At 63.2% G+C, this 22016-nt stretch carries 21 protein-coding genes; 14 read left to right on the top strand and 7 right to left on the bottom strand.

The features are described 5' to 3' along the window. Positions 1-350: 350 nt before the first annotated feature. Together DES52_RS20290 and DES52_RS20285 are read left to right on the top strand one after the other, a co-directional pair. A complete protein-coding gene (locus tag DES52_RS20290) occupies positions 351-1118 on the top strand; it encodes an intradiol ring-cleavage dioxygenase (RefSeq protein WP_110888657.1) in 768 nt (255 codons plus the stop codon). Between the two features lie 75 nt (positions 1119-1193). After that, complete coding sequence (locus tag DES52_RS20285; RefSeq protein ID WP_110888656.1) at positions 1194-2291, top strand: alpha/beta hydrolase; 1098 nt, start codon at positions 1194-1196, stop codon at positions 2289-2291. Positions 2292-2715: 424 nt separating this feature from the next. Here DES52_RS20285 and DES52_RS20280 read toward each other — a convergent pair whose 3' ends face one another. Next, positions 2716-3084: a VOC family protein gene (locus tag DES52_RS20280; protein WP_110888655.1), complete on the bottom strand. Its 369-nt coding sequence runs from the start codon at positions 3082-3084 to the stop codon at positions 2716-2718. A 697-nt stretch (positions 3085-3781) separates the two neighbouring features. Then, positions 3782-4429, bottom strand: coding sequence for a TetR/AcrR family transcriptional regulator (locus DES52_RS20275; RefSeq protein WP_110888654.1), 648 nt, complete (start codon positions 4427-4429; stop codon positions 3782-3784). Between the two features lie 117 nt (positions 4430-4546). On the opposite strand from DES52_RS20275, the gene DES52_RS20270 reads away from it, so the two are divergent. The 10 genes from DES52_RS20270 (at position 4547) to DES52_RS20225 (ending at position 14137) form a co-directional block, all read left to right on the top strand. Then, entirely contained in the window at positions 4547-5446 is a 900-nt protein-coding gene (locus DES52_RS20270; RefSeq protein WP_110888653.1) for a VOC family protein, read from the top strand. 25 nt (positions 5447-5471) lie between these two features. After that, the gene (locus DES52_RS20265) at positions 5472-5834 is read left to right on the top strand and encodes a DoxX family protein (RefSeq protein ID WP_110888652.1); all 363 of its coding nucleotides are present in this window, start codon (positions 5472-5474) and stop codon (positions 5832-5834) included. A 271-nt stretch (positions 5835-6105) separates the two neighbouring features. Next, on the top strand, positions 6106-6582 hold the full coding sequence (locus DES52_RS20260; RefSeq protein WP_110888651.1) for a MarR family winged helix-turn-helix transcriptional regulator: 477 nt from the start codon (positions 6106-6108) through the stop codon (positions 6580-6582). Between the two features lie 144 nt (positions 6583-6726). Then, positions 6727-7152, top strand: a complete 426-nt coding sequence (locus DES52_RS20255; protein ID WP_110888650.1) for a DoxX family protein — start codon at positions 6727-6729, stop codon at positions 7150-7152. 17 nt (positions 7153-7169) lie between these two features. After that, positions 7170-7946 (top strand): NADPH-dependent FMN reductase, encoded by a 777-nt coding sequence (locus DES52_RS20250; protein ID WP_245901189.1) that lies wholly within the window; start codon positions 7170-7172, stop codon positions 7944-7946. 375 nt (positions 7947-8321) lie between these two features. Further along, the gene (locus tag DES52_RS20245; protein WP_110888648.1) at positions 8322-9221 is read left to right on the top strand and encodes an ATP-grasp domain-containing protein; all 900 of its coding nucleotides are present in this window, start codon (positions 8322-8324) and stop codon (positions 9219-9221) included. A 209-nt stretch (positions 9222-9430) separates the two neighbouring features. Then, positions 9431-9877, top strand: a complete 447-nt coding sequence (locus tag DES52_RS20240) for an ATP-binding protein (protein WP_245901186.1) — start codon at positions 9431-9433, stop codon at positions 9875-9877. Next, complete coding sequence (locus DES52_RS20235; RefSeq protein ID WP_110888646.1) at positions 9874-10629, top strand: tRNA(His) guanylyltransferase Thg1 family protein; 756 nt, start codon at positions 9874-9876, stop codon at positions 10627-10629. Before DES52_RS20240 ends, DES52_RS20235 begins: the two co-directional genes overlap by 4 nt. A 523-nt stretch (positions 10630-11152) precedes the next feature. Next, on the top strand, positions 11153-12748 hold the full coding sequence (locus DES52_RS20230) for a HEAT repeat domain-containing protein (RefSeq protein ID WP_110888645.1): 1596 nt from the start codon (positions 11153-11155) through the stop codon (positions 12746-12748). A 42-nt stretch (positions 12749-12790) separates the two neighbouring features. After that, positions 12791-14137 carry a hypothetical protein gene (locus DES52_RS20225; RefSeq protein ID WP_110888644.1) on the top strand — a complete coding sequence of 449 codons (1347 nt, stop codon included), beginning with the start codon at positions 12791-12793 and terminating at the stop codon, positions 14135-14137. 191 nt (positions 14138-14328) lie between these two features. Here DES52_RS20225 and DES52_RS20220 read toward each other — a convergent pair whose 3' ends face one another. The 3 genes from DES52_RS20220 to DES52_RS20210 form a co-directional block, all read right to left on the bottom strand. Beyond that, on the bottom strand, positions 14329-15477 hold the full coding sequence (locus DES52_RS20220; RefSeq protein WP_110888643.1) for a S41 family peptidase: 1149 nt from the start codon (positions 15475-15477) through the stop codon (positions 14329-14331). 112 nt (positions 15478-15589) lie between these two features. Continuing rightward, positions 15590-16969 (bottom strand): SEL1-like repeat protein, encoded by a 1380-nt coding sequence (locus tag DES52_RS20215; RefSeq protein ID WP_110888642.1) that lies wholly within the window; start codon positions 16967-16969, stop codon positions 15590-15592. Positions 16970-17105: 136 nt separating this feature from the next. Continuing rightward, on the bottom strand, positions 17106-17672 hold the full coding sequence (locus DES52_RS20210) for a hypothetical protein (protein ID WP_110888641.1): 567 nt from the start codon (positions 17670-17672) through the stop codon (positions 17106-17108). A gap of 363 nt (positions 17673-18035) precedes the next feature. On the opposite strand from DES52_RS20210, the gene DES52_RS20205 reads away from it, so the two are divergent. After that, the gene (locus tag DES52_RS20205) at positions 18036-19319 is read left to right on the top strand and encodes an NHL repeat-containing protein (RefSeq protein ID WP_146237404.1); all 1284 of its coding nucleotides are present in this window, start codon (positions 18036-18038) and stop codon (positions 19317-19319) included. Between the two features lie 222 nt (positions 19320-19541). Then, a complete protein-coding gene (locus DES52_RS20200) occupies positions 19542-19868 on the top strand; it encodes a hypothetical protein (RefSeq protein WP_146237403.1) in 327 nt (108 codons plus the stop codon). Between the two features lie 138 nt (positions 19869-20006). On the opposite strand, the gene DES52_RS20195 is transcribed toward DES52_RS20200, so the two are convergent. After that, positions 20007-20357 carry a hypothetical protein gene (locus tag DES52_RS20195; protein WP_110888638.1) on the bottom strand — a complete coding sequence of 117 codons (351 nt, stop codon included), beginning with the start codon at positions 20355-20357 and terminating at the stop codon, positions 20007-20009. A 350-nt stretch (positions 20358-20707) separates the two neighbouring features. Then, on the bottom strand, positions 20708-21553 hold the full coding sequence (locus tag DES52_RS20190) for a hypothetical protein (protein WP_110888637.1): 846 nt from the start codon (positions 21551-21553) through the stop codon (positions 20708-20710). Positions 21554-22016: the final 463 nt, after the last annotated feature.

Raw genomic sequence — 22016 nt, 5'->3', positions numbered from 1 at the left:
CGAAGGCATGATGCTGCCCATGAACCTCGTCCTGGCCGCACTGGCCGGCGTGATCGCCTGGGGCCGCGCCCGCAAAGCCCCCATTCAAGCCCGCTGAACTCGTCCCATCAGGCGGCATTGACTTGAGGCTGAAGCGTCTCCGTCGTGTTAAAGGGCGGAACGTTCAGCTTCAGGTCATGCACGATTCGCACCTCACCAGTTCCCGGAAACGTCCCACCTGATGGCACGACGAGCGTGAACAACGAAGGCCGGTCGACACTTCTTGTGCTGCAGGGTGGACCGGCCTTCGTTGTTCATCCCCGAGTGCGTAGTTGCACGCCCTCCCACTCTTTCTTCCGCTGGAGGTCCGTATGGACAATGATGATCAACAAGTTGGCCAGGTGCTGAGTCGCCGCCGTGCCCTGCAACTGCTCGGTCTGAGTGCGGGGGGCACGGCGGTCGGTGCGGGCTTGTATGGCTGGTGGTTCTTCACGGGCAGGAACAGCGCCGGCACGACTGGGGCCAAAAGCTTGCCGGGTTGCGTGGTCCGCCCAGCTCAGATCGAGGGCCCGTACTTCGTCTCCAATGAACTCAACCGCCGCGACATCCGCGCCAACACGAGTGGCGGGGCCGTTCAGGATGGCGTTCCCCTCACCCTGGAGTTCGTGGTGTCCCGCGTGGCACTCAACACCTGCGAGCCTCGTGCGAATGTCAAGATCGACGTGTGGCAGTGCGACGCGCTGGGCGTGTACAGCGGCGTAGCGGACAACGCCGATCAGTTCGACACTCGCGGGCAGGACTTCCTGCGCGGGTATCAGCTCACCGACGCGAACGGGAAGGCCTCGTTTCGCACCATCTATCCCGGCTGGTACGCCGGGCGCTCCGTGCACCTGCACTTCAGCATGAGTGTGATCACCGACGGGAAGGTCACCGGGGAGTTCACGACGCAGCTCTACTTCCCGGACTCGATCACGGATGTCGTGCATGCCCGCGCGCCGTACAACACTAAGGGACAGCGAGACCGGCTGAACAGCACGGACATCCTCTACCGCAATGGTGGAAGCCAATTGCTGCTGGACCTCAAAGGCAGCCTCACGGAAGGGTACACCGCGACCTTCGACGTCGGCCTGAACATCTGAAACTCTACATGGGCGCGGACGTTGTCCGCGTCTTGGACGCCGATCGGTCACTCTCTCAGCTTCGTCAGGAGTTACATGAATCCGTCTTCCTCTGATCGTCACGCCTCGACTCGCAGAACCGCCCGCCGCATCTTCCGGGTGGGAACGCTGATCTTGCTGGGGGCCATGGCATATCGTCAGTACCGGCTCGCGTCGCGTCCAGTTGACGCCTCCGTTCCCCTGGATTCAAGGATGAGGGTCCTCGACGCCCTGCTCAAAGGACTGCCCGGTCCTGTCGTCGCGGACCTTACCGCGGAAGAGCAGATTCAGCGCTCGAGCGCGCCGCAGTCTGGCTTTGTCTTTCGGCTCATCACTGGCTGGCCTCGGCGTGGGGTGCGCCAGGAAAACCGGATGATTCCAGGGCGTGCGGGTCACATCCCCATCCGTATCTACACGCCCGAGCGTCCTACCAGCGCACCGAGGCCCTTGGTTCTCGCACTGCACGGCGGTGGCTGGGCTCAAGGGGATTTGAACATAGCGGACTGGATGAGCAGCACGGTCGCTGCTGACCTCGACGCCGTGGTCGTCTCGGTGGAGTACCGCTTGGCACCTGCCCATCCGTTCCCGGCGGGGCTGGAAGACTGCTTCGATGCGCTGAAGTGGAGTGCGGCGAACATGGCCGCTCTCGGCGCGGAAGGCCGAATCGGCGTGATGGGTGAAAGTGCAGGTGGCAATCTGGCGGCCGTGCTGTGCTTACTCGCGCGAGATCAGGGTGGCCCTGTCATTCACCATCAAGCGCTGATTTACCCGGCCACGGATTTGAGTCAGGAGTCGGAATCACGTCGACGCCATGCAAATCAAATCATCCTCAACGCGGCTGATATGAAGGCGTACGAACGGTTCTACATTCCGGAAGGAACGTTGAGGACGGACTGGCGGCTTTCGCCACTGCGAGCGCCGAGCCATACGAACTTGCCGCCCGCCCTCATTCAAGTGGCCGGGTACGACGCGTTGCGTGACGACGGCCTGCGGTACGCGGAGGCGCTGCGTGCTGCGAACGTCCCGGTCGTTGTAGGCGACTACCCCGCCATGCCGCATGCCTTCACCAGTTTCCCGTACTTCAGTCGTGATGCAAAACCAGCGTTGAAGCAAGTGGTGGCCGAGCAGCGTCGATACTTGAAGTCTGGCTTGTGATTGACGCCCTGAGGCGGAGGTCAAACGACACGCTGCCTCAGGGTGGGTCCTGCTGGCAGATCCCCGTCACCGCCGGGGAGAGCCGAACGAAGGTGGCCTGACCGGTCTGTGGTGGACTGCTCAAGGCGTTTTCGATGAGCCCATGTATCGGGCAGACCTGGAAGGTCAGTGCGACAGAGTCAAACACGTTGTAGGTTGCTCGAGGTCAAGCGGTGAACTTGCAGGCGTGGAAGGCGGCGGTCTGCGAACAGTGGACTTCTCGCCCCTTTGTCTTAGCTCCACTTTTTTTCGTTGCACGGCTTTTCCGTTCCCCTTGGCTCTTTTCGCTTCCTTCAGGGCGCAGAGGGCACCCTGAGGGAAGGCAGATCCCGGAAGTGAACTTACTTCCGGGATCTGGGCTTGAAGTGGCGTGTTGCTTTGCCGCTCAGCGTTGTTCGTTCAGCCCGTAGATGATGCCTCCAGGGCCACGGAAGTGCCGGTAGGCGTAGTTCATTTCGGGCACCCGGTTGATCTCACCCAGCAGCTCGTACCCGGCAGCTTCGAGTTGCTGACTGGCCACTTCGATGTCGTCCACCCGGAACCCGAAGGCGACATTGCCGTTGTATCCGAAGGGAGGCACAGCCTGGTGGGTGTAGAGTTCCAGCAGCGTCCCGTTGGACGTGCTGAACACCGCAACGCCTTCGAATTCCATCATGGGTTGCAGGCCAAGCACCTGGATGGTGAGTTGCTTGGTGGCTTCGAAGGCTTCAGGTTCCAGAGTGACGGCGTGCCAGGTGATGCCTTGGACGTTCATGGGCGCTCCTTTGGAGGCTGAGGTTCGATGCTCGGCTCCTCGTCCTCGCTCGAATTCAAGATAGATGTTATAACATCTTATGTCAATCGGTGAATGTTGAGGCCACCGACTTGCCCTGGCCTGCCTCCTGCCTGATATAAAGGCAATTTCCTGGATTCTACAGCTATCATTTCCTCAGAAGGAGGCCGCGGACGCCCTTCTTTTCTGTGTTCCACCACCTACTGCCGAGGGCATAGGCGGTACGCAGCCAAAGTGCGTCGATAAACAGGCCGTTCAGGCTTGGTTGACGTAGCCTCGAGCAGCGCATGCTCGCCGCTTTGCAAGCAAGGAGTCCAACAGCCAGATCCCTATCTCTCCAGTGAGGTCTTGTCGTTTGGAACTCCACTCCCTCGAAGGTCGTCCACTTGGGGAAGTCAGCGGGCAGGAAGCGCCCAGCGCAGCGGTCGTGACGACGTAGAGCGTCGCGCCCTCGAGGTCGCGGCGATTCAGTACTTCAGTACAAGTGGACGTCCTGTGTCGAAAGAACCTGGGAGTTGCCGAGTGAAACTCATTCGCCATCGGTGACGTGACCCAGATCGCAGGTCGCCATGCCTCACGGTACGGCCAAGAGTGCGTGTAGAACGAACTCCAATCGTTCATATACGCACTCTGGCACCGCTTGTTCTTCGTTCAAGAACGCCGCGGGCATGAATGCACGCTATGGAAGTCCGCGCCTGAGCATGGCGCGGAACAGTTGCCGCTGCGAGAGGGGTGGGACCGGCAGTGTCCGCGCGCCCTCCGCTCGGAAGCCGTCGAGCGTGAGCGCGAGGTGGCGTCGCCACGCGTTTGGCGCGACTGGCGACGTCGCCGCAACGACCGCTCCGGTTCCTATCAGGACGAAGGCGAGATCTTCCGGCGTGACGTCCGCTCGCAAAGTGCCTTGCTGCTGCGCCCGGGCGATAAGTTGTGACATCTGTTCGCGTAGCCGCGCACGGCCCGCCTCGAGGTGCCGGTTGCCGGGTAGCGTCGTCGTGAGAGCGTCGGGCAAGCCGGCATGGGACGCTTGGTGTTGGCAAACGCGCTCGAAGTAGTGTTCGAGGCCGCGCCAAGCGTCGTCGAAGGCAAGGGCTTCGTCGAGGGCTGTGCCGTATTCGGTGTACTCCTCGTCGTAGAGCGCGCCGACGAGGTCGGCGCGGGTGGGGAAGCGGCGGTAAAGGGTGGCGATGCCGACGCCGGCGCGTTCTGCGACCGCTTCGAGGGAGGCGTGAACGCCGTGGGCGGCGAACACGGCGCGTGCCGCCTCAAGGATGCGGGCGCGGTTGCGTTCCGCGTCTTTCCGGAGCGGAGTCGGCTGGGAAGTGTTCACATTTGTAGTCTAGCAAACGGAGGCATGCCTCCGTTTGTATGCTATGGTATTTCATAAGCGGAGGGTAGCCTCCGCAAGTTGAGAACGACCACGAACCACCATCCTACCGGAGGCCCCATGATCACCGAACCAGCCAACCCCACCCCAAGCACCGTTCCAAGCGACTTCGCCACCCTCGGCCCAGTCCACCTTGACGTCACCAACCCCGAGAAGTCCCTCAAATTCTGGCAAGACACCGTCGGCTTGCGACTGAGAAGCAAGAGCGGCAGCGTACTCGAACTCGGCACCGAGCGCGAAACGCTCCTCGTACTACACGGCGGAGCCACCTCCCCCGTAAGGCGCGGCCACAGCGGCCTCTACCACGTCGCCATCCACCTGCCCAACGAGATCGAATTCGCCCGCGTCCTCGCCCGACTGATCATCCGCCGGGAACCGATCTCCCCGACCGACCACGTGATGTCCAAGGCGATCTACCTCAACGACCCCGACGGCATCGGCCTCGAGTTGACCCTCGAAACGCCCGAACGGCAACGCTCCATGAGCGTCACCGCCGCGGGAATCGAGATCATCGACAGCGAAGGCCGCGTCCGCAGCGGGCGCGACCCGCTGGACGTCCAAGCGCTCCTGGCCGTGCTGCCCGACCGTGACTTCAACCGACCCGTGCCCGAAGGAACCAAGGTTGGGCACGTGCACCTGCACGTCCCGAACCTCGATGCGGCCCTCCGCTTTTACCGCGACGACCTCGGCTTCGAGGAGAACCTCGTCATGCCACAGATGGGCGCGGCCGACTTGCACGCCAACGGACGCTTCCCGCACCGCCTCGCCATCAACACGTGGCAAGGCGTCGGTGCACCACCGCCACGGCCCGGAACGGCTGGACTGCGCCGCTTCACCATCCGCTACGACTCCCCTGCTCGACTTGACGCAGCCCTGCAGCGACTTCCTCGCGCCGAACGCGTCGCCGACGGATTCCTCGTTCGTGACCCGGTGGGCCACACCCTCCTTCTCACTGCCTGATCTCGGGCGCTTCTAGGAGCATCGAATGCACATCGTCTTGTGGGTCCTGCAAGTCCTCCTCGCCCTCGCGTTTCTCGCCAGCGGCCTCGCCAAACTCAGCAAACCTAAGAACCCGGCGATGGCGTGGACGGCCGACTTCGATCCGAGCGCCATCCGCCTGATCGGTGCCGCCGAAGTCCTCGGAGGGCTCGGGCTGATTCTCCCAGCCGCTCTTGGAGTGCTGACGTGGCTCACGCCCGTCGCGGCGCTCGCGCTCGCGGCGCTGATGCTCGGCGCGGTCAGCGTGCACTTGAGACGCCGGGAGACGCCGGTGCCGGCGTTGGTGCTTGCGTTGCTCGCGCTGCTGGTGTTCGCCGGTCGTTTCTGGGTCACGCCCTTCAATTCCTGACCCACGCGCTCGACTGACCACTCCGGTAAGTCTGAAAAAGAGCCTGAACGCGAGACCTACCGAGAGACATGTCCAGAGTGGGCTTGTACTGGCTGAGCGTTGACGGCATGGGTGGGTGCATCGTGGTCGTTAGGTTTCTCCACATGCAGGAAGTGAGCTGATCTGGTCATTCCTGGTCAAGGGTCAGAACTGGAGGGTAGTTCTGTGCTGCGGTTTGAGTTGAGGTGGGGACCCCTTGCATTTCCATGTTGTAACACCTATACTGTTTTCCATGAGCGACACGCTCCGCGAAGAAATCCAACAACAACGCCCCTTCCAAAGCTTGGAAGAAGAAGCGTTGCTCAACTTGCACCGCACCGCCCAACTTCTCGCCGACCAAAGCGAACTTTTCTTACGCGAGTACGGCCTCAGCCCCACCCAGTACAACGTGCTGCGTATCCTGCGCGGTGCCGGTGACGGAGGACTCGGTCGGAACGACATCCGCGATCGGCTCCTGAGTCGCATGCCAGACGTCACCCGCATGCTCGACAAGATGGAAGAAATGGGCCTTGTGAGCCGGGTTCGCAGTACCACTGATCGCCGCTGCGTTCCGACGGCACTGACCGAGAAAGGCCGGACGCTGGTGGATTCTTTGGACGAACCGCTTGCGGCGTTGCATCACGCACAGTTTGGGCATTTGACGCCGGGGCAGTTGTATTCGTTGATCGAAGTGCTCTCGTTGATTCGCAAGCGGCTGGTGGTGAAGTAAGTTTCCTTCTCTTCTTCTGGATGGATGTTTAAACACTAAAGGACGTAACAAGGAGTTGGTGATTCCTTCTCGCACACCAACACCATCCACCTGCACGCCGCCTGAGCTCTCACCACCCCTCACTCACACCTCCAGGAGTACGCCATGACCACCACGACCCGCACCACCGCCCCCCGCACCAACCGCGCTCTGCACATCACCTTCTGGATCCTGCAAGTCCTCCTCGCCGCCGCGTTCCTCATGACCGGCTTGATGAAGATCAGCATGCCTATCGAGCAGCTCGCCACGACGCTACCCTGGGCCGGTGACGTGCCCGCCTTGCTCGTGCGCTTCATTGGCCTCGCTGAAGTGGCCGGTGCGCTCGGCTTGATCCTTCCTGCCGCCTTCCGCGTCCGCCCGGCCCTCACGCCCCTTGCCGCGCTCGGCTTGGTCCTCGTGATGGTGTTCGCTTCGATCTTCCACCTGACGCGCGGCGAAGGCATGATGCTGCCCATGAACCTCATCCTTGCCGCGCTCGCTGGCGTGATCGCCTGGGGCCGCTCCCGCAAAGCTCCCATCCAATCTCGCTAAAGCTTCCCGAAGGATCCATGCCTCGACTGACCCTCGCGTTACTCGCCGCCGCCGTTGCCGGGACTGCCTGGCTCATCAACCGCCGACGCTTCACCAACGAATCTTCCTCGACGCCCGTCACGGCCAGCCCTTCCTCGCCCACTGCCTCACCTCGTAAGGAGCAGCACATGACGAACCCCAACAACCCGAAGATCGCCGTCATCATCGGCAGCACCCGCGACACCCGCTTCGCAGACAAACCCACCGAGTGGTTCATGAAGCGAGCTGCCCAACGCACCGACCTCAACTTCGAAGTGCTCGACTTGCGTGACTTCCCACTGCCACTGTTCAACGAAGTCGCCTCGAACGCTTGGGCACCCACGCAAAACGAAGTCGGTCAACGCTGGCAACAACGACTCGCCGAGTTCGACGGGTACGTGATCATCACCGCCGAGTACAACCACGGCCCGACCGCCGCGCTCAAGAACGCCCTCGATTACGCGTACCCCGAGTGGAACAAGAAGCCCGTCGCCTTCGTCGGGTACGGCTCCGTCGGTGCGGCGCGCGCCATCGAGCACCTGAGGGGAATCGCGGTGGAGTTGCAAATGGCTCCGTTGCGTACGGCGGTACACATTCAAGGTGGGGACTTCTTCGCGGCGTGGCAGCAAGGCAAGAACCTCGATGAACTGACGTACCTGGAGCCGAGCGTGACGGCCCTGTTCGAAGAACTCGCGTGGTGGACGACGGCGCTGAAGACGGCTCGTGAAACGACGAACCCGCCGCAGGAAATTCAGGTGTCCTCCTCGGGCGAGTAAAGATTCAGCCGGGCAGGAAACGCACCGGTAGATTTGAGCAACAGCAGGGTGGGCAGAGGAACGTTCCTCTGCCCACCCTGCTGTTGCCGAAGGGCCAGCACGTCCCTTCGCTTTCTGACCAAAGCTCTCAGGCAATCTAGGGTATACCTCAACTCGACAAGAGGGGAAGGGCGAAAAAGTGTGGAAGTAGAGTCGGTTGAGCGGATTATTTGACCCTCCCGGCGAAAATCTAAAACCCTAACTTGACGCCTTCGTCTTCCATGTTCAGGTCGACGCCTACCTACGGTCTCCACGAAATCCTTCCTGCCCGAGCGTGCGTCACGAGCAGGGATATCAGGCAGTACTGCTCGCCCAGATGCCGCCTATACTCGTCGCGTGCTGCTCGTACCCGCCATGCCCTTCGCCGGCCGCACGCCCGACGAAGCGTACGCTCCCGAAGTCGATGCCGCCGAGCGGCACGGGCTGCCTCACGCGCTGCTCGACCTCGAAGCCCTCCTCGACGGCCACCTCACCCGCGCCCTGCGCTGGCTACCCCGCCACCTCGACGCCTCCCCCCTCGTGTACCGCGGGTGGATGCTGCGCCCCGAAGCGTACGACGCCCTGCACGCCGCGCTGATCGAACGCGGCGCCCGCCTTCTCACCGACCCGAGCGCGTACCGCTTCACGCACCTCCTGCCCAGTTGGTACGACGCGCTGCGCGACGACACCCCCCGCAGCACTTGGATTCCCGGCGACACGCCCAGCGACGTCAACCACGCGCACGTCGACGCCGCCCTCGACACCTTCGGCGGCTCGCCCCTCATCGTCAAGGACTACGTCAAAAGCCGCAAGCACGAGTGGTCCCAGGCCTGCTTCATTCCCGACGCGAGCGACCGCCCGTCCGCTCGGCACGTCATCGACACCTTCCTCGCGCGGCAAGGCCGCGACCTCGTCGGCGGCCTCGTCCTGCGCGAATTCGAACGCTTCGCGGCGCTCAGCGCGCACTCGAAAAGCGGCATGCCGCTCACGCGCGAACACCGCCTCTTCGTCCTCGACGGAAAGGTCGTGCTCAGCAGCGAGTACTGGGAAGAAGGCGAGTACCACGGCGAGACCGTGCCCATCCACGCGTTCGAAGCGCTCGCCGCGCGCGTGCCCAGCCGCTTCTTCACGATGGACGTCGCGAAACGTGAGGACGGCGCGTGGCGCGTGGTGGAACTCGGCGACGGGCAAGTTGCCGGCCTGCCGGAACGCGCGAACGTCGACGCGCTCTTCGCGGCCCTCGCGCGCCTGACCTGACACGACGGCGTACGCCACGCAGCCCATCCCCCCTCCCCGTGGACGCTTTACACTCGACTTCATGAATCGCGCCGCCCGAACCCTGAGCAACCTGTCCTTCAATCGCGCCTTCACCCAGCGAATGAGCACGACAGGAATGCCTTCGTGGGAAGGACGGAGCGCGCGACATCCTCGCTGACGACCTGCCTTCTCCCCCGCCGCTCGAACTCGTGCTCTTCGTCGGGTTGCAAGGCGCCGGCAAGTCCACCTTGTACCAAGCGCGTTTCGCCGCGTCGCACGCCCTCGTCAGCAAGGACCTCTTCCCCAACAACCGCAACAAGACGAGACGGCAGCTTCAACTCGTCGCCGAAGCGCTGCAAGCGGGACGAAGCGTCGTCGTGGACAACACCAACCCGACGGTCGAAGAGCGAGTGGACCTCATCGCCCTCGGGCGGGCATACGAAGCGCGCCTCGTCGGGTACTTCTTCGTGCCGAACGTGCGCGGCTCGCTGGAACGCAATCGACGCCGCGAAGGCAAGGCGCGCGTACCCGACGTCGCCGTCTTCGCGACTTTGAAGCGCCTCCAAGCCCCGACCTTCGCCGAAGGCTTCGACACGCTCTTCGACGTGCGCCTCGAAAGCGACACCTTCCAAATCCAAGAAAGACTTCTGCGATGAACAACAATGACTTCGAAGCGCGCCTGCGCGCCCTGGAGTACTACCACAACCTCAAACTCCTGCCCGGCGCGTGGACGGTCTTGCGCGTCGACGGGCGCGGCTTCTCCACGTTCACGGCGACGCGCTTCGCCAAGCCGTTCGACGAACGCATGAGCGCCTTCATGACTGAAACCGCGCGGGCACTTCTCGAAGAATTCGGGGGCGTGTACGCGTACACGGAAAGCGACGAGATCAGCGTCCTCTTCCCGCCGTCGTGGACGCTGTTCGACCGGGAACTCGAAAAGCTCGTGAGCCTCTCGGCGGGCTTCGCCTCGGCGACGTTCAGCCTCGCGTGCGGGGCACGCGCGACCTTCGACAGCCGCGTGTGGCTCGGCGTGAAGGAGCAGGACGTCGTGGATTACTTTCGCTGGCGGCAAGCGGACGCGGCGCGCTGCGCCCTCAACGGCCTCGCGTACTGGACGCTGCGGCAAGAAGGCAAGAGCGTCGCCGAAGCCACGCGAATTCTCGAAGGGCAAACGGTGGCCTTCAAGAACGAGTTGCTGTTCGAGCGCGGCGTGAACTTCAACGAGGTGCCCGCCTGGCAGCGGCGCGGCGTCGGCGTGTACTGGGAAACGTACGAGAAGGACGGCTTCAATCCCGTCACGAACGAGGTCGTGAAAGCAACGCGCCGCCGCGTGAAGATCGACACCGACCTGCCGATGAAAGACGCGTACGACGCCTTTCTACGGCGCCTACTGGATGACGTGATGTGACCAATCCTCGCTCCTTTCACTGATACGACTTCGTCAAACGCATGGAAAGCCCGTGGAAGGTGGAAGGAACGAGCAGGCGAGCGGCTTCTCGCGTATGACCTCGCCGTTCTATTCGATTGCGAGGAGATGGGTTTTTGGCAGTGGCGGTGTCACGACGAGCTCGCTCTGATGGCCGCCGAACTTAAGCTTGCCGCATGAGACGGACACAAGCGTTGGTCGACGTTCGTGCAACCCCAATGGTCGTACCTCGTCGAAGCTCAAGTCGTACACCTCGCGGTCATGAACCGAGAGACGAGCGTCGATGTGCGAGAAGGGCCGCTCTGGACGTGACGTCCCGGGTGGTTGACGGTGAAGTCACAGCCCAACGAGGGCAGCAAGTCACGCAAGGCGATCTCCACGGCTTGTACGGTCAACGACGCGCTCGACCTCCCAGTTGATTGTGCCGCACGGTCAGCCTGTCGGCCACGCGCTCGTCCGCCGACGTGCGGATGCCCGTTCGCCGCGCCCTTGCTAGCGTAACGACATGAATCACGCGCGCATCGACTTCATTCACTCCCGCCTTGCCGAGGCGCGCCGTCAATCACGTGACGTGTTCGGCTCGGGCGCGCACCACTTCCATCTCGGCCCACCGCTCGGCGAGGCGGACGTCGCCGCGTTCGAAGCGCAGCACGGCGTTCGCCTGCCCGACGCGTACCGTGACTTCCTCGTGCACGTCGGCAACGGCGGCGCCGGGCAAGACTACGGCTTGTACTCGCTGCACGAAGCCGCGCAGGAAGGCCGCGTGGACCGACCGTCCCCGCTGCACCCGAACATGCCCGACGGCGTGGACTGGCGCGTCGCATTGCACCTCCCCGAGGACAGCGACGCCATCTACGACGGGTTCGTGACACTCCTGACGCAAGGCTGCACCTTCGACGTGCTGCTGATCGTGTCGGGCGCGCATCAAGGCAGGATCGTGTACGTCGACTGGAACCTCACGTCGCCGCCGTTCTTCTCGCCCTTCCCGGACTTCTTGACGTGGTACGAAACGTGGCTGCGAGAATTGCTCGCCGGGTACGACATGAACGGCTTCGGGTGGGGCTTGCCGCTGCTGGAACCCGACCTCGTGAACGTCGTGCGGACCGCCGCGCAGGATGTCGAGGTGCGGCGCGCGGCCCTCAGCACACTGCTGCGCGCGCCAACGCTGGACGTCGCGTTGCTGAGCGTTCTTCGCGGTGCGCTGGACGTGGAGGTGGACGCGCACGTCGCGACGTCGCTGCTCACGCTCCTGGCGAAGCACGGCGTGCACGACGTGGCCGCAACCGCGTGGACGTGGCTGCCACGCGTGCAGGAGCATGACCTCGTGCGCCTCGTCGAAGTGCTGCGCGTGCTTGACGCGCCGAACTGGACGCGCGCCGCTCTGGACGTGCTGAAGCGCGATGAGCACGCCGACGCCTCTCAACGCGTGCTGTTCACGTTGCAGCGGCACGACGCCGTGACACCGGACGTCGTCAAGGTCGCGTGGACCTCGCGGCACGCCGAAGTCATCACGACCGGGTTGTACGTCAACCACGAGCAAGCGCACCCCCTGCCGGTCCCTGAGGAATTCTTGCAGCACGAAAGCGAGCGGGTGCGTCGCCGTGCCGTGGAGTACGCGACGGACGCGGACCTCACGCCGATCGTGCCGCGCGTGCTGGTGTTGCTGAGCGAGGAGCGCGTGGCGTACGTGCGGCAAGGCTGGGTGTTGCGCCTCGGCAAATTGAAGGAGCCTGTGGTGCGCGGCGCGCTCGTCCGCCGGCTGGGCGAGGAACCGAACGCAGACGTACGCTCGGCATTACTGCGCGTGATGGAGCAAGGGCGGTACCGGGAAGCCGTGTACGCGCTGATCGCCTTGACGCACGACGAGGATGGCGTGCTGCGCCTCGAAGCGGCGCGCGCCCTCGGAAAGCTCGGGCATCCAGCGGCCATTCCGGCGTTGCAGGCGTTGCTGACGCAGCACGAACGACCGATGCGCGCTTTTGACGGCGAGACGCTTGGCGCGAGCGGGTACGGCATCACGATCGCGAACGTCGCGCACGACGCGTTACATGCCATCGAGCACGCTTCACGTGAACGACGCGGCGAAGCAGGATCATCATGATCTTTCATCGTGACGCCATGCCGTTCCAGCCAGGAGCGCAGCGTGCTTGATGATCTTGCCGCGTTCGAACGCGCGTTGCACGACGGGTTGGGCCGCGCGCTTTTGCACCTTCAACGCGCGAGTGACGCTGAACGCACGGCGGTCCGCGCGGTCGTGCTGGACGCGTGCGTGCGTGACACCGCGTTCGACGCGCAACTCGAAGGGCGCACGAGCGTGTACCTTGCGGACGCCGCGAAACTCACCGGGGTGTGGCCGGACGTACGCCCGCACGTCTTGCGCGCCCTTGATGACCTGCGCGATACGACCGCGCAGTTTTGGGATGCGCGACAACTCGTGGAGTTGCTCAAGTTGCTCGCCTTCGACGGAGACGAACACGCCGCGCGCGAGTTGCGAGCGCGCTTTCGCCAAGCAGCCGACGCGGACGATCAACTCGTGCGGTTCTTCGGACCGGCCCTGCTCGACCTGCGCGGCCTTCGCATCCTCCCCGAGTTACTGCGCGACATCGGCCGGGCGTTGCGGCGTGACGCGGAGCGCGTGGAGGACGGGGAGTTGCTTCAGGATGCGCGTGGATTGTTCGGCGAGGACGTCGTGAATGATCTGCTTCGCGTTCACGAACATGACGAGGATGTGCGCGCATACTTGGACCGCGTCGAAGAGCTCGCAGGGCGCGTCACCGCGAACAGCTCGGAGCGTGCGGCGCTCGACGTGTCCCTGGCGTGGGCACGGCGGGAAGTCGAGCGCAGCCGCACGTTCAATCCGTCCTTGATGCGGTGGGGTGAACGGGCCGCTGACGCGGACGTTGCGGAACTCGCGCGTGACCTCGACGTCGAGCGGGACTCTGGGCGCCTCAAGGCAATGCTGACCGTGTTCCTTCGTCGGCCCTTTCCACGCGATCCAACGCGGTTGATCGCGTTGGCGGAGCACGACGACAGCGTTGTCTCGTACCGGGCCGTGCGCGCCTTGGGGCACCTTCAGCATCCGGACGTGCGCACGCTCGCGCTGCGGTTGCTGCGCACGCCCGGACGGGAAGGCGACGGCGCGGAACTACTGCACGGGCACGTCGAGCTCGGCGATGAAGACCTGTTGACCGACGTGGCGTCGCGCGCCTCGACGTGGTCGCCGGACGAACGGCACGCGTTCGTCAAGAACGTCACGAAGCTCGCCGACGCGCACCCCACCTCGGCCCTCTTGACGCTGCTGGCGTCGTTGTTCGCGCTGCAACCCTGCGCGGCGTGCCGCGCGTTGCTCGTTCGAGCGCTCGCCGTGCACGACGCTTTGCCCGATTGGTTGCGCGAGGAGGCCGCGTGGGACGCGAGCGAGGAGTTGCGGGCGTTCGTCGCATCGCTGATGCATGTCGATGGTCACGAGGACCGTCCGGGTGAGGTGTGACATCATGGACTTCAACGAGATGCCGACGGACGACGAACAACGCCCGATAAGAAGTGGAGACTCGCGTCGATCACGATGTGAACGTCAGGAAGCGTACCTCACTTCCAGAGGAAGCTCATGCCTTTTGGGAACGGCGTTTTTCGAATGTGCACGATCCCAGGTTTTCGTTTGCACGAGCGCGCTTGGTGACGTCAAGGCGTGCGCGCAAGCAACGCCAAGGCCGCCGCCAACGACGCGTCCAGCACAACGTCCGGCTTGTCTGGGAACACGCCCGCGTCGCTCGGCACGATCACGTCCGGCGTCACGCCCACCCCGTGCACGCTGCGTCCACTTGGCGTGAACCACGCGCGCACCGGCACGCTCAACCACCCGCCTTCCGGCGTGCGGAACGGAAAGAACATCACGCCGTTCCCAGCGGTGCGCGCGCCAACCGCGCGCGCGCGACCGTGCGCTTGCAACGCCGCCGCGAGCACTTCACCGCCGTTCTCCGTGCCTTCGTTGACGAGCACCACCAACGGCGCGTCCACGTCGAACATGCCATTCTTCGCTTCAGTCTGCAAGGACGACGGCGTCCACTCGCCGTTCACGTCGTACACCCGCGTGATCACCCCCTCGCGTAAGAAGACGTCCGCGAGATTCGCGCCGTCTTGCACGGAGAGCGACGCGTTCCCCCGCACGTCGAGAATGAATCGCCGTGCGCCTTGCCGCTGCAACCGGTTGATTTCCGCGCCCAACTCGTACGGCAACGCCTGTAGGGAGGACGCGGAGGCGCGCACCCCGATGTACCCGACGCCGTTCGGCAAAAGGACGGTGCTGAACGAATCGTTGATGGGCAGGCGTCGCGTCACGGTAACGTCGAACCGCCGTTCGCCTCGGCGCACCGTGAGCGTGACCGTCGAGCCGTCCGCGCCACACACGGCCGAGAGCAACGCCAGGGGCGTGCGTTCCTCGACGGCTTGCTGGTTCACGCGTTCGATCACGTCTCCGACGCGCACGCCCGCGTTGTACGCCGGGCTGCCCAGTTGCACGCTGATCAAGCCGCGCGTGGCCAACGCGTTCACGTCGTTCGGGACGCCAATGCCGATGCACGCGGGTGCACGCTGCTGAGCGCGCACGGTCGCCGGGTCGACGTACACCGCGCCAGGTAAGGTGCGCGCGAAGTCTCGCACGGCCGCTTCCTGCGCCGCGGGCTCTCGTAGGGTGCGGGTGATCTCGTCGAGGCGTTGCGCGACGACGCGGCTCTCGATGAGTGGTTGCGGCAAGGAGGGTTGCGCGAACGCGATCGTCAACGCGATCGCTGTGACGCACGCGACCGCTCGAGCCTTGAAGTTCGAACGCACCCCTCCACGTTATCCGAAGACAGTCCGTACATGGCGGCAAGTGCCGTGCGGTCAACGACCGTTCCACCGCGGGGGGTGCGCGGCGCCACGCACCCCCGACCGTCGCGCTTCGTCAGCGACCCAAGCGAGCGAGGGCGGCTTTCGCGTCCGCTTGTCCTTGCGCGGCCGCCTTGCGATACCACGCCACCGCTTGCGTCACGTCCTTCGTCACGCCCCGGCCGTCCTCGTACATCGCTCCCACCTCGAACTGTATATCCGCATCCCCTTGCTCCGCCGCTTTGCGGTACCACGACAAGGCGACGCTCAAGTCCACCGGCACGCCCCGGCCATTCTCGTACATCCACCCGGTGTTGATTTGCCCGCCCACGTCTTCTTGTTCCGCGGCTTTTCGGAACCACGCCAAGGCTTGCTGATCATCTTGCGGAACGCCTTCCCCTTCCAGGTACAGCATGCCCACGTTGAATTGCGCTGCAGCATCGCCTTGCTCGGCCGCCTTCCGGTACCACGTGAAGGCGGCCGTTAAGTCTTTCGTGACACCGCGACCGTTCTCGTACATCCAGGCGAGGTTGTAGTACGCGTCGCCGTGCCCTTGCGCGGCCGCCTTGCGGTACCACGCCAGGGCTTGCTGATCGTCTTGCGGCACGCCTTTCCCTTCCGCGTACAGCACGCCGAGGTTATGCTGCGCGAGCGCGTAGCCTTGATCGGCCGCTTTTCGGAACCAAGCGGCCGCTTGCGCTTCGTCGTTTGGCACGCCGCGTCCGCTGAGGTACATCACGCCAAGGTTGGTTTGCGCGTCCGAATCACCTTGCGCGGCCGCCTTGCGGTACCACGCCACGGCTTGCTGGTCGTCGCGTGGCACGCCTTGTCCTTTGGCGTACATCACGCCAAGGTTGAATTGCGCGTTCGCATACCCTTGTTCTGCGGCCTGATGAAACAACGACAACGCCCTCGCGAAGTCGCGCGGAACACCTTGACCGTTGAGGTACAACCCGGCCAGGTTCGACTGCGCACCCGCGTTGTCTTGCTCGGCCGCTTGTTCGTACCAGCGACGGGCTTGCTCGAAGTCTTGCGTGACGTCTTGCCCCAGCTCGTACTTCAAACCCAAGTTGAATTGCGCGGCCGCGTCACCGAGCACGGCGGCTTTCCGGAACCAGACGAGGGCTTGCGCTGGATCCTGAGGCACGCCGCGACCTTGGTCGTAGATCACGCCGAGGTTGTTTTGCGCGCCCGCGTGCTCTTGCTCGGCGGCGTTGCGGTACCACAGCAGCGCTTGCTGGTCGTCTTGGGGAAGGCCGCCCAACCCGCCTTGGTACAGGCGCGCGAGGTAGAACTGCGCGACCGCGTCGCCTTGACGGGCCGGTTCGGCGAGTTCCCGAGCGGCTTGGGTGTACTGCTGACGGTCGAAGGCCTGCACGCCTTCGTTCGTGCCTGCGAACGCGGCCCCGAACGTCAAGGCCAACGTGAGCGAAGCCCAACGCGTGAATTTCATCATCTTCTCGTTCTCCTGGCGGTGTTCATGCCGCGCCGCCTTGTTCGGTCGGCGCGGTCGAGCGCAAGACACGTCGCTTGGACGTGCCCTTGATGCCTTGAGTGTCTGCGTTGCCGTCACGCGGCGCAGACGCCCGCGTTTACTTGAAGGTCTGCAGCAGCGCTTGCTTTCCGAAGGTGCAAGCGCGAATCCACTGACGCGCGTTGGGTTGCAGCGTGTCCTTCGCTTGAATTTCGAACGTGACGGACAGCATCTCCTCGCTCGGTTCGGCGAGCAGGGTGGCTTGAAGGCCAGCGTCGTTGTACGTCCACTTGTAGGTGTCTTGAGGACTGTTGCGGGTCGCGGTTTGCCTCAGGACTGCTTCTTGCCAGCTCTTTCCCTTGCTTTCCGGCTTCCAGCTGTCCACGTCGAAGCAGTGGAACGCGAAGGTCGTCAAGGCGGCGAGCGTCACGAAGAGTGGTTCGCCGTTCGTGGTGACGCTGGCGTTGAGGGTCAACTTGTTGATGAAGGTGCCGTTGGGCGCTTGGGTGGCGATCAGCGTGCCCCTGAGGCCTTCGCCGTTCATGGTGTACGTCCGCTCTCGCTGATCGACCTTGGGATCGCTGATTTGAAATCCGGCGAAGCGTTCGACGACGAGCGGCAAGGGGGCTTGCACGGTGAACATGCCCGCGCCGTACTGTTGCTCGAGGGCGCTTCGTTGCGCCATGCCGGGCAGTTCTTTTAACAGCGTTTCGCCGGTTTTTTGAGGTGCGGCGGCGGTCGCGGAATTTAAGGCAACTGTGAGAAGAAGGAAAAGAAAACGTTGCACAGGAAAGCATGGCATGAGCCTGCAGAACGTGGATGAGTCGAAGGAAGGCGTGGAACGTCAAGCGGCATGGCCGCTCGGCAAGCACCCTCGACGTCGGCCCTCAAGTGAGGGCCTCTCCTATACCGCAGATGGTTGGAAAGCGCCTCTCGACGACTTGCGACACGCCTCAGGCGGTGCCGATTCAGGCGGAGGTTGGGGCTCGGTGACAGCGCTCCCGTTGGCATTTCGTTGTAAGGCCAGACACGCTAGACTCCGCGACGCATGAAACGTCTTCTCCTACAACGTCTCACCACCGCCCTCACCGTTCCCCTCGCGCTGGCTGCCTGTGGCAGCAACCCGACGGCATCAACCCCGGGGTTCACCGTGAACCTCGTGACACTCAACGCGGCCGCGACGCAAGGCGTTCCCGTGCAAAGCCAAGCCATCATCAAGGCCACCGGTGGCTTCAACGGCGCCGTCACCGCGAGCCTCGTCGACCCACCGCTTGGCGTGACCCTCACCGCCGACCCCGTTCAAGTCAACAGCGCCGACGCGTACTTACGGCTCACGTTGAACGTCACGAACGACACGCCGCTCTTCACCAAAGTCAAAGTCCGGTTCAGCGGCCAAGGCGTCACGCAGGAACGGGACGTTCAATTCGTCAGTCAACCGTCGTTCACGCCCCCCGGTCTTCAAGCGGCGGTGCGAATCGAGAAGTTGCTGCGCGCTCCGGACGGCACCCTCTGGCTGAGCGCAGGGCAACATCAAGTGGAAAGTAACGCCATCTTTCGCTTCGACCCTGCCGCCCGCACGTGGCGAACGTACCGCTTGCTGCAACAAGCGTCGTCCTTCACGGACACGGACACCTACGACTTCCTGATCGCTCCGGACGGCATGATTTGGGCGGTCGTTCAAGATCCGGTGGCGTTGCTGCGCCTGAATCCCACGAACGGCGCGGTTGACATCTTCACACCCGAGGACAACGCGAATCTGCTGACGTCCATCAGTCGCGCCAGCAACGGTCACCTCTGGATCAAGCGTCAGAATAATACCTTCACCGAGTTCGACCCGGCCTCGCTCGAGTTCAAGGAGTACACGGTGCCTGATGCGCAGTTAACATCACGAAGCACGATGGACGCTCAGGACAACCTGTGGTTCATGCAGTTCCCTTCCAACCCGGCGCTTGTGCAATTCAACACCACCACGAAGACCTTCAAGAAGTTCCCGATTGGCGGGACGGACATGCCGTATTCCAGTGTCGATGCGAAAGATCACGTGTGGTACGTCGACTCGCGCACGAACACGCTCGGTGTGCTCGATCCCTCTACGGGGACGATTGATCAGCGTCTGCTGCCCAAGTCTTTCAAAGGAGGTGACTTCAAGCTCGATCCTTTTGGTGGCATGTGGACGTTGCAGGAAGGCGCGTTGAAACTGTTCGACCTTGAGGAAGACCGCCTGCTGTCCTTACCAACGGTCGGTAACGCCCTGAGTCTGGAGTTCGCTCCGAACGGCGACATTTGGTATGTGAACAGCGATGGACGCCTCGTGTCCTTTCCGTTGGAGTAACGCGAAACCGACCCTTCTATGTCGAAAGGCCCTCTCTTGAGGGCCTTCTTCTTTCCGCACGCCTCAAATTGTTTCTCTTGACGATTTGCGACATGCCCTTAGGCTGTGGCCGCTCGAGAGGGGTCATCACGTAGGAAACGGCCTACAAAGCGGCGTCATGCCTTCTGACGCGTGATGCGACTTTTGCCTCTCGATTCCGTCTCCGACTCTCTATCTTGAGGCGTGACTTCTGAAACCAACCGCAAGCCTGGCATCATGCTCGGCCCATGGATCGAGCGGCGCCGCAACGTGTTTCAATTCGTAACACCCATCCTCATCCTCCTGGTGACCCTCGCCTTTGAGCCAGGTGACGCACCAGCCAAGCTTGCGGAGCCGCTAACCAATGCCTTCTTCGTCCTCTGCATCAATGTCGTGGCGTTGAGAGTCACGCGCACCACGTCCAAGCACTATTGGCTCTGGGACATTCCCTACATCATGTTCTTGCTCTTTTACGTGTGCACTTTCCTGTGGTTCTTGGGATTTATCGGCGCAAGCAACATCTCACAGTAAGACGGTGTCTTCCACGGCGTGCTGGTCAGCCATTCAAACCTCGTGTTGCTTCCGCGCAGCAGCGGTCCAATGCCTCCTCGCCACTCGTCCACAACAGCACGGCGAGGTCAAGCGTAGCGAGGTCTTCCGTCGTGCCCGTCACGTCAAGCACGTCACTCGGGCGCCGCCCGTACCGTTTCGCGAGACCATCAGCGGATTCAAGGCGTTGATGGCCGTCATCAGCACGTCGTAATCCGGTCCAAGACCAAGGTCCGCGTCGCAATCGTCGATGCGCGCGCCGTACCGATCCATGAGCTCCTCAAGGCGTGGGAACACCAAGGCGCTGCGAAGAACGCGTTGCGCGACCATGATTTCGCTTTCCGCTTCCAGAGCGCACAGCGTCTGCTCGTCCGTCGGGCGTGGCAGGCTCTTGCTTTGCTGCGCGAGCGCATCACTGCCTTCCTGTGCATCCTCCGACGCGAACTTGAGGAGGGTACTGGCATTGCTCACGGATGCGATGGTTGTCCGCGAGGAGTGCCCGCGCGACGTTCTCGAGCGAGCCGTGACGCTCGAGGAGGCTAGCGAGATCCACGGGTGTCATGGCCGTGGCCGGGGGTGACGGACAGAGGGGTGACAGGCGACGTGGATGGCGTGACGCTCGGGGTCGTATCGTCGAAGAACACGCCGTCGAGACCACCGAGTCCCGCGAAGAGGGACACGGCGTCGAGAGGGTGATGCGCGCCTTGCGCGTGGCTGTCGGGGAACGCTTTGCGTCATGCAACGAGCGTCAAGGCGCCGGGGAGGGGTGCGCACACGAAAAAAGCCGCCCTTGTGTTGGCGGCTTGGAAGCTACTGAAGAATTACTTGTTGTACGTGATCACGCGGGAGTACATGTCTGGGTCTTTCCCGTTCAGCTTGCCAATCCTGGTCATCCAGTTCCCGTGAGCGTCCACTTTCGTGTACTCAAGCGTGAATAAGGAAGACTTGGCGCTGAAACCGTCTTTGGTTTCAACGCTGACCGGCCAGCCCTTTTCGTTGTACAAGCCGACGGACGTGGAGTACACGGAACCATCGTCGTTGTACGTTGTCTTCTTGTACTGGCTGCGGAGGCCGTTCTTATACTCGAACGTTTGAACGCTTTCCAACTTCAGGGGTTGCCCGCGCGTGGCCCTGTAAGTCGTGTAGCGAATGAGTTGCCCTCGCGTGTCGAACTCACCAACAGCTCGGACCGCGTCTGGTCCCAGCAAATCGTCCTCCTGCACCACGTTTTCTTGGGGGTAGGTGCAGACGAGATGCTCGATCACGCCAAGTTCGGGAACAAGGAAGTCGCTCTTGAACACTTCGAGCTTCTCGCTCGTCATGCGACCTTGCGCGTCGAACGTGTACGTCCTGACGTGGTGCTTCTTGTCTGAACGCGTTTCGATGGAGATCAGTTGCCCTTGGGTGTTGTATGTGTACGTGTCGAACTCGTGGTCAGCGTCAGTGCTGGAGTACCGCCAGGAGAAGCGTGTCACGTTGCCGTTGGCGTAGAGGGTGGTGGTGACGGGACCATCGACGCCTCTGTAGTCGATTGAGGAGTCTTGGACGGACGCGATGGCTTTCGCGTCTTGCAAGATGTCTTGGTCACGTGGTTGGAGGCAGCCTGGGAGCGCGGCGGATGCGGACGTTGCGACGGCGAGGAGGATGACAGTGAGGAGGATGCGCATGAGATCGCCGCTACTCTATCAGCGCGTTGTCGTGCTGCCTGCGCATTTGTCAACGTGTAGGTCACGTTCGAGCGCATGGTGGTGTGCACTTCCTGCCAGGTGTCACGGTCATCCATCCACGCCGTGAGCGCGGCGGTCGCCTCACGGATGCGTGCTTGCTCGTCAGGGGTGGGCTCCTGGCCTTCCTGCAGTTCACGCGTGACGGTGAGACTCCAGGCGGGCTCGCGGCCGATGACGCTGCTCGCGTGGCGTGCGAGCCCTTCGTCGAGGAGGTTGCGTCCGACGAGAGTGCGTTTGATTTGCTCGACGACGCGTGCCGCTTCCGCGGTGGTGTCGGTGGGGAGGGGACCCGTCCAGCCGTTCCCGTCCGCCCAGAGGTCACCACGAACGAGTTTCGCGGTGATGTCGAGGGTGCGTGTGCGCGCACCGCGATCGCTCGTGGCGCGTGTCGCGAGGCGCGCGA

Origin of the sequence: Deinococcus yavapaiensis KR-236 (assembly GCF_003217515.1) — a bacterium.
In the GTDB taxonomy this organism is placed as follows: domain Bacteria; phylum Deinococcota; class Deinococci; order Deinococcales; family Deinococcaceae; genus Deinococcus_A; species Deinococcus_A yavapaiensis.
Note: the sequence above shows the minus strand (reverse complement) of the source record. Positions and strands in the feature narration are given on the sequence as shown.

Excerpts from the sequence above, each read along its gene's own strand:
- DES52_RS20290 (WP_110888657.1), top strand. The coding sequence starts at position 351 with ATGGACAATGATGATCAACAAGTTGGCCAGGTGCTGAGTCGCCGCCGT.
- DES52_RS20285 (WP_110888656.1), top strand. The coding sequence starts at position 1,194 with ATGAATCCGTCTTCCTCTGATCGTCACGCCTCGACTCGCAGAACCGCC.
- DES52_RS20280 (WP_110888655.1), bottom strand. The coding sequence starts at position 3,084 with ATGAACGTCCAAGGCATCACCTGGCACGCCGTCACTCTGGAACCTGAA.
- DES52_RS20270 (WP_110888653.1), top strand. The coding sequence starts at position 4,547 with ATGATCACCGAACCAGCCAACCCCACCCCAAGCACCGTTCCAAGCGAC.
- DES52_RS20265 (WP_110888652.1), top strand. The coding sequence starts at position 5,472 with ATGCACATCGTCTTGTGGGTCCTGCAAGTCCTCCTCGCCCTCGCGTTT.
- DES52_RS20260 (WP_110888651.1), top strand. The coding sequence starts at position 6,106 with ATGAGCGACACGCTCCGCGAAGAAATCCAACAACAACGCCCCTTCCAA.
- DES52_RS20255 (WP_110888650.1), top strand. The coding sequence starts at position 6,727 with ATGACCACCACGACCCGCACCACCGCCCCCCGCACCAACCGCGCTCTG.
- DES52_RS20250 (WP_245901189.1), top strand. The coding sequence starts at position 7,170 with ATGCCTCGACTGACCCTCGCGTTACTCGCCGCCGCCGTTGCCGGGACT.
- DES52_RS20235 (WP_110888646.1), top strand. The coding sequence starts at position 9,874 with ATGAACAACAATGACTTCGAAGCGCGCCTGCGCGCCCTGGAGTACTAC.
- DES52_RS20230 (WP_110888645.1), top strand. The coding sequence starts at position 11,153 with ATGAATCACGCGCGCATCGACTTCATTCACTCCCGCCTTGCCGAGGCG.
- DES52_RS20215 (WP_110888642.1), bottom strand. The coding sequence starts at position 16,969 with ATGATGAAATTCACGCGTTGGGCTTCGCTCACGTTGGCCTTGACGTTC.
- DES52_RS20210 (WP_110888641.1), bottom strand. The coding sequence starts at position 17,672 with ATGGCGCAACGAAGCGCCCTCGAGCAACAGTACGGCGCGGGCATGTTC.
- DES52_RS20205 (WP_146237404.1), top strand. The coding sequence starts at position 18,036 with ATGAAACGTCTTCTCCTACAACGTCTCACCACCGCCCTCACCGTTCCC.
- DES52_RS20190 (WP_110888637.1), bottom strand. The coding sequence starts at position 21,553 with ATGCGCATCCTCCTCACTGTCATCCTCCTCGCCGTCGCAACGTCCGCA.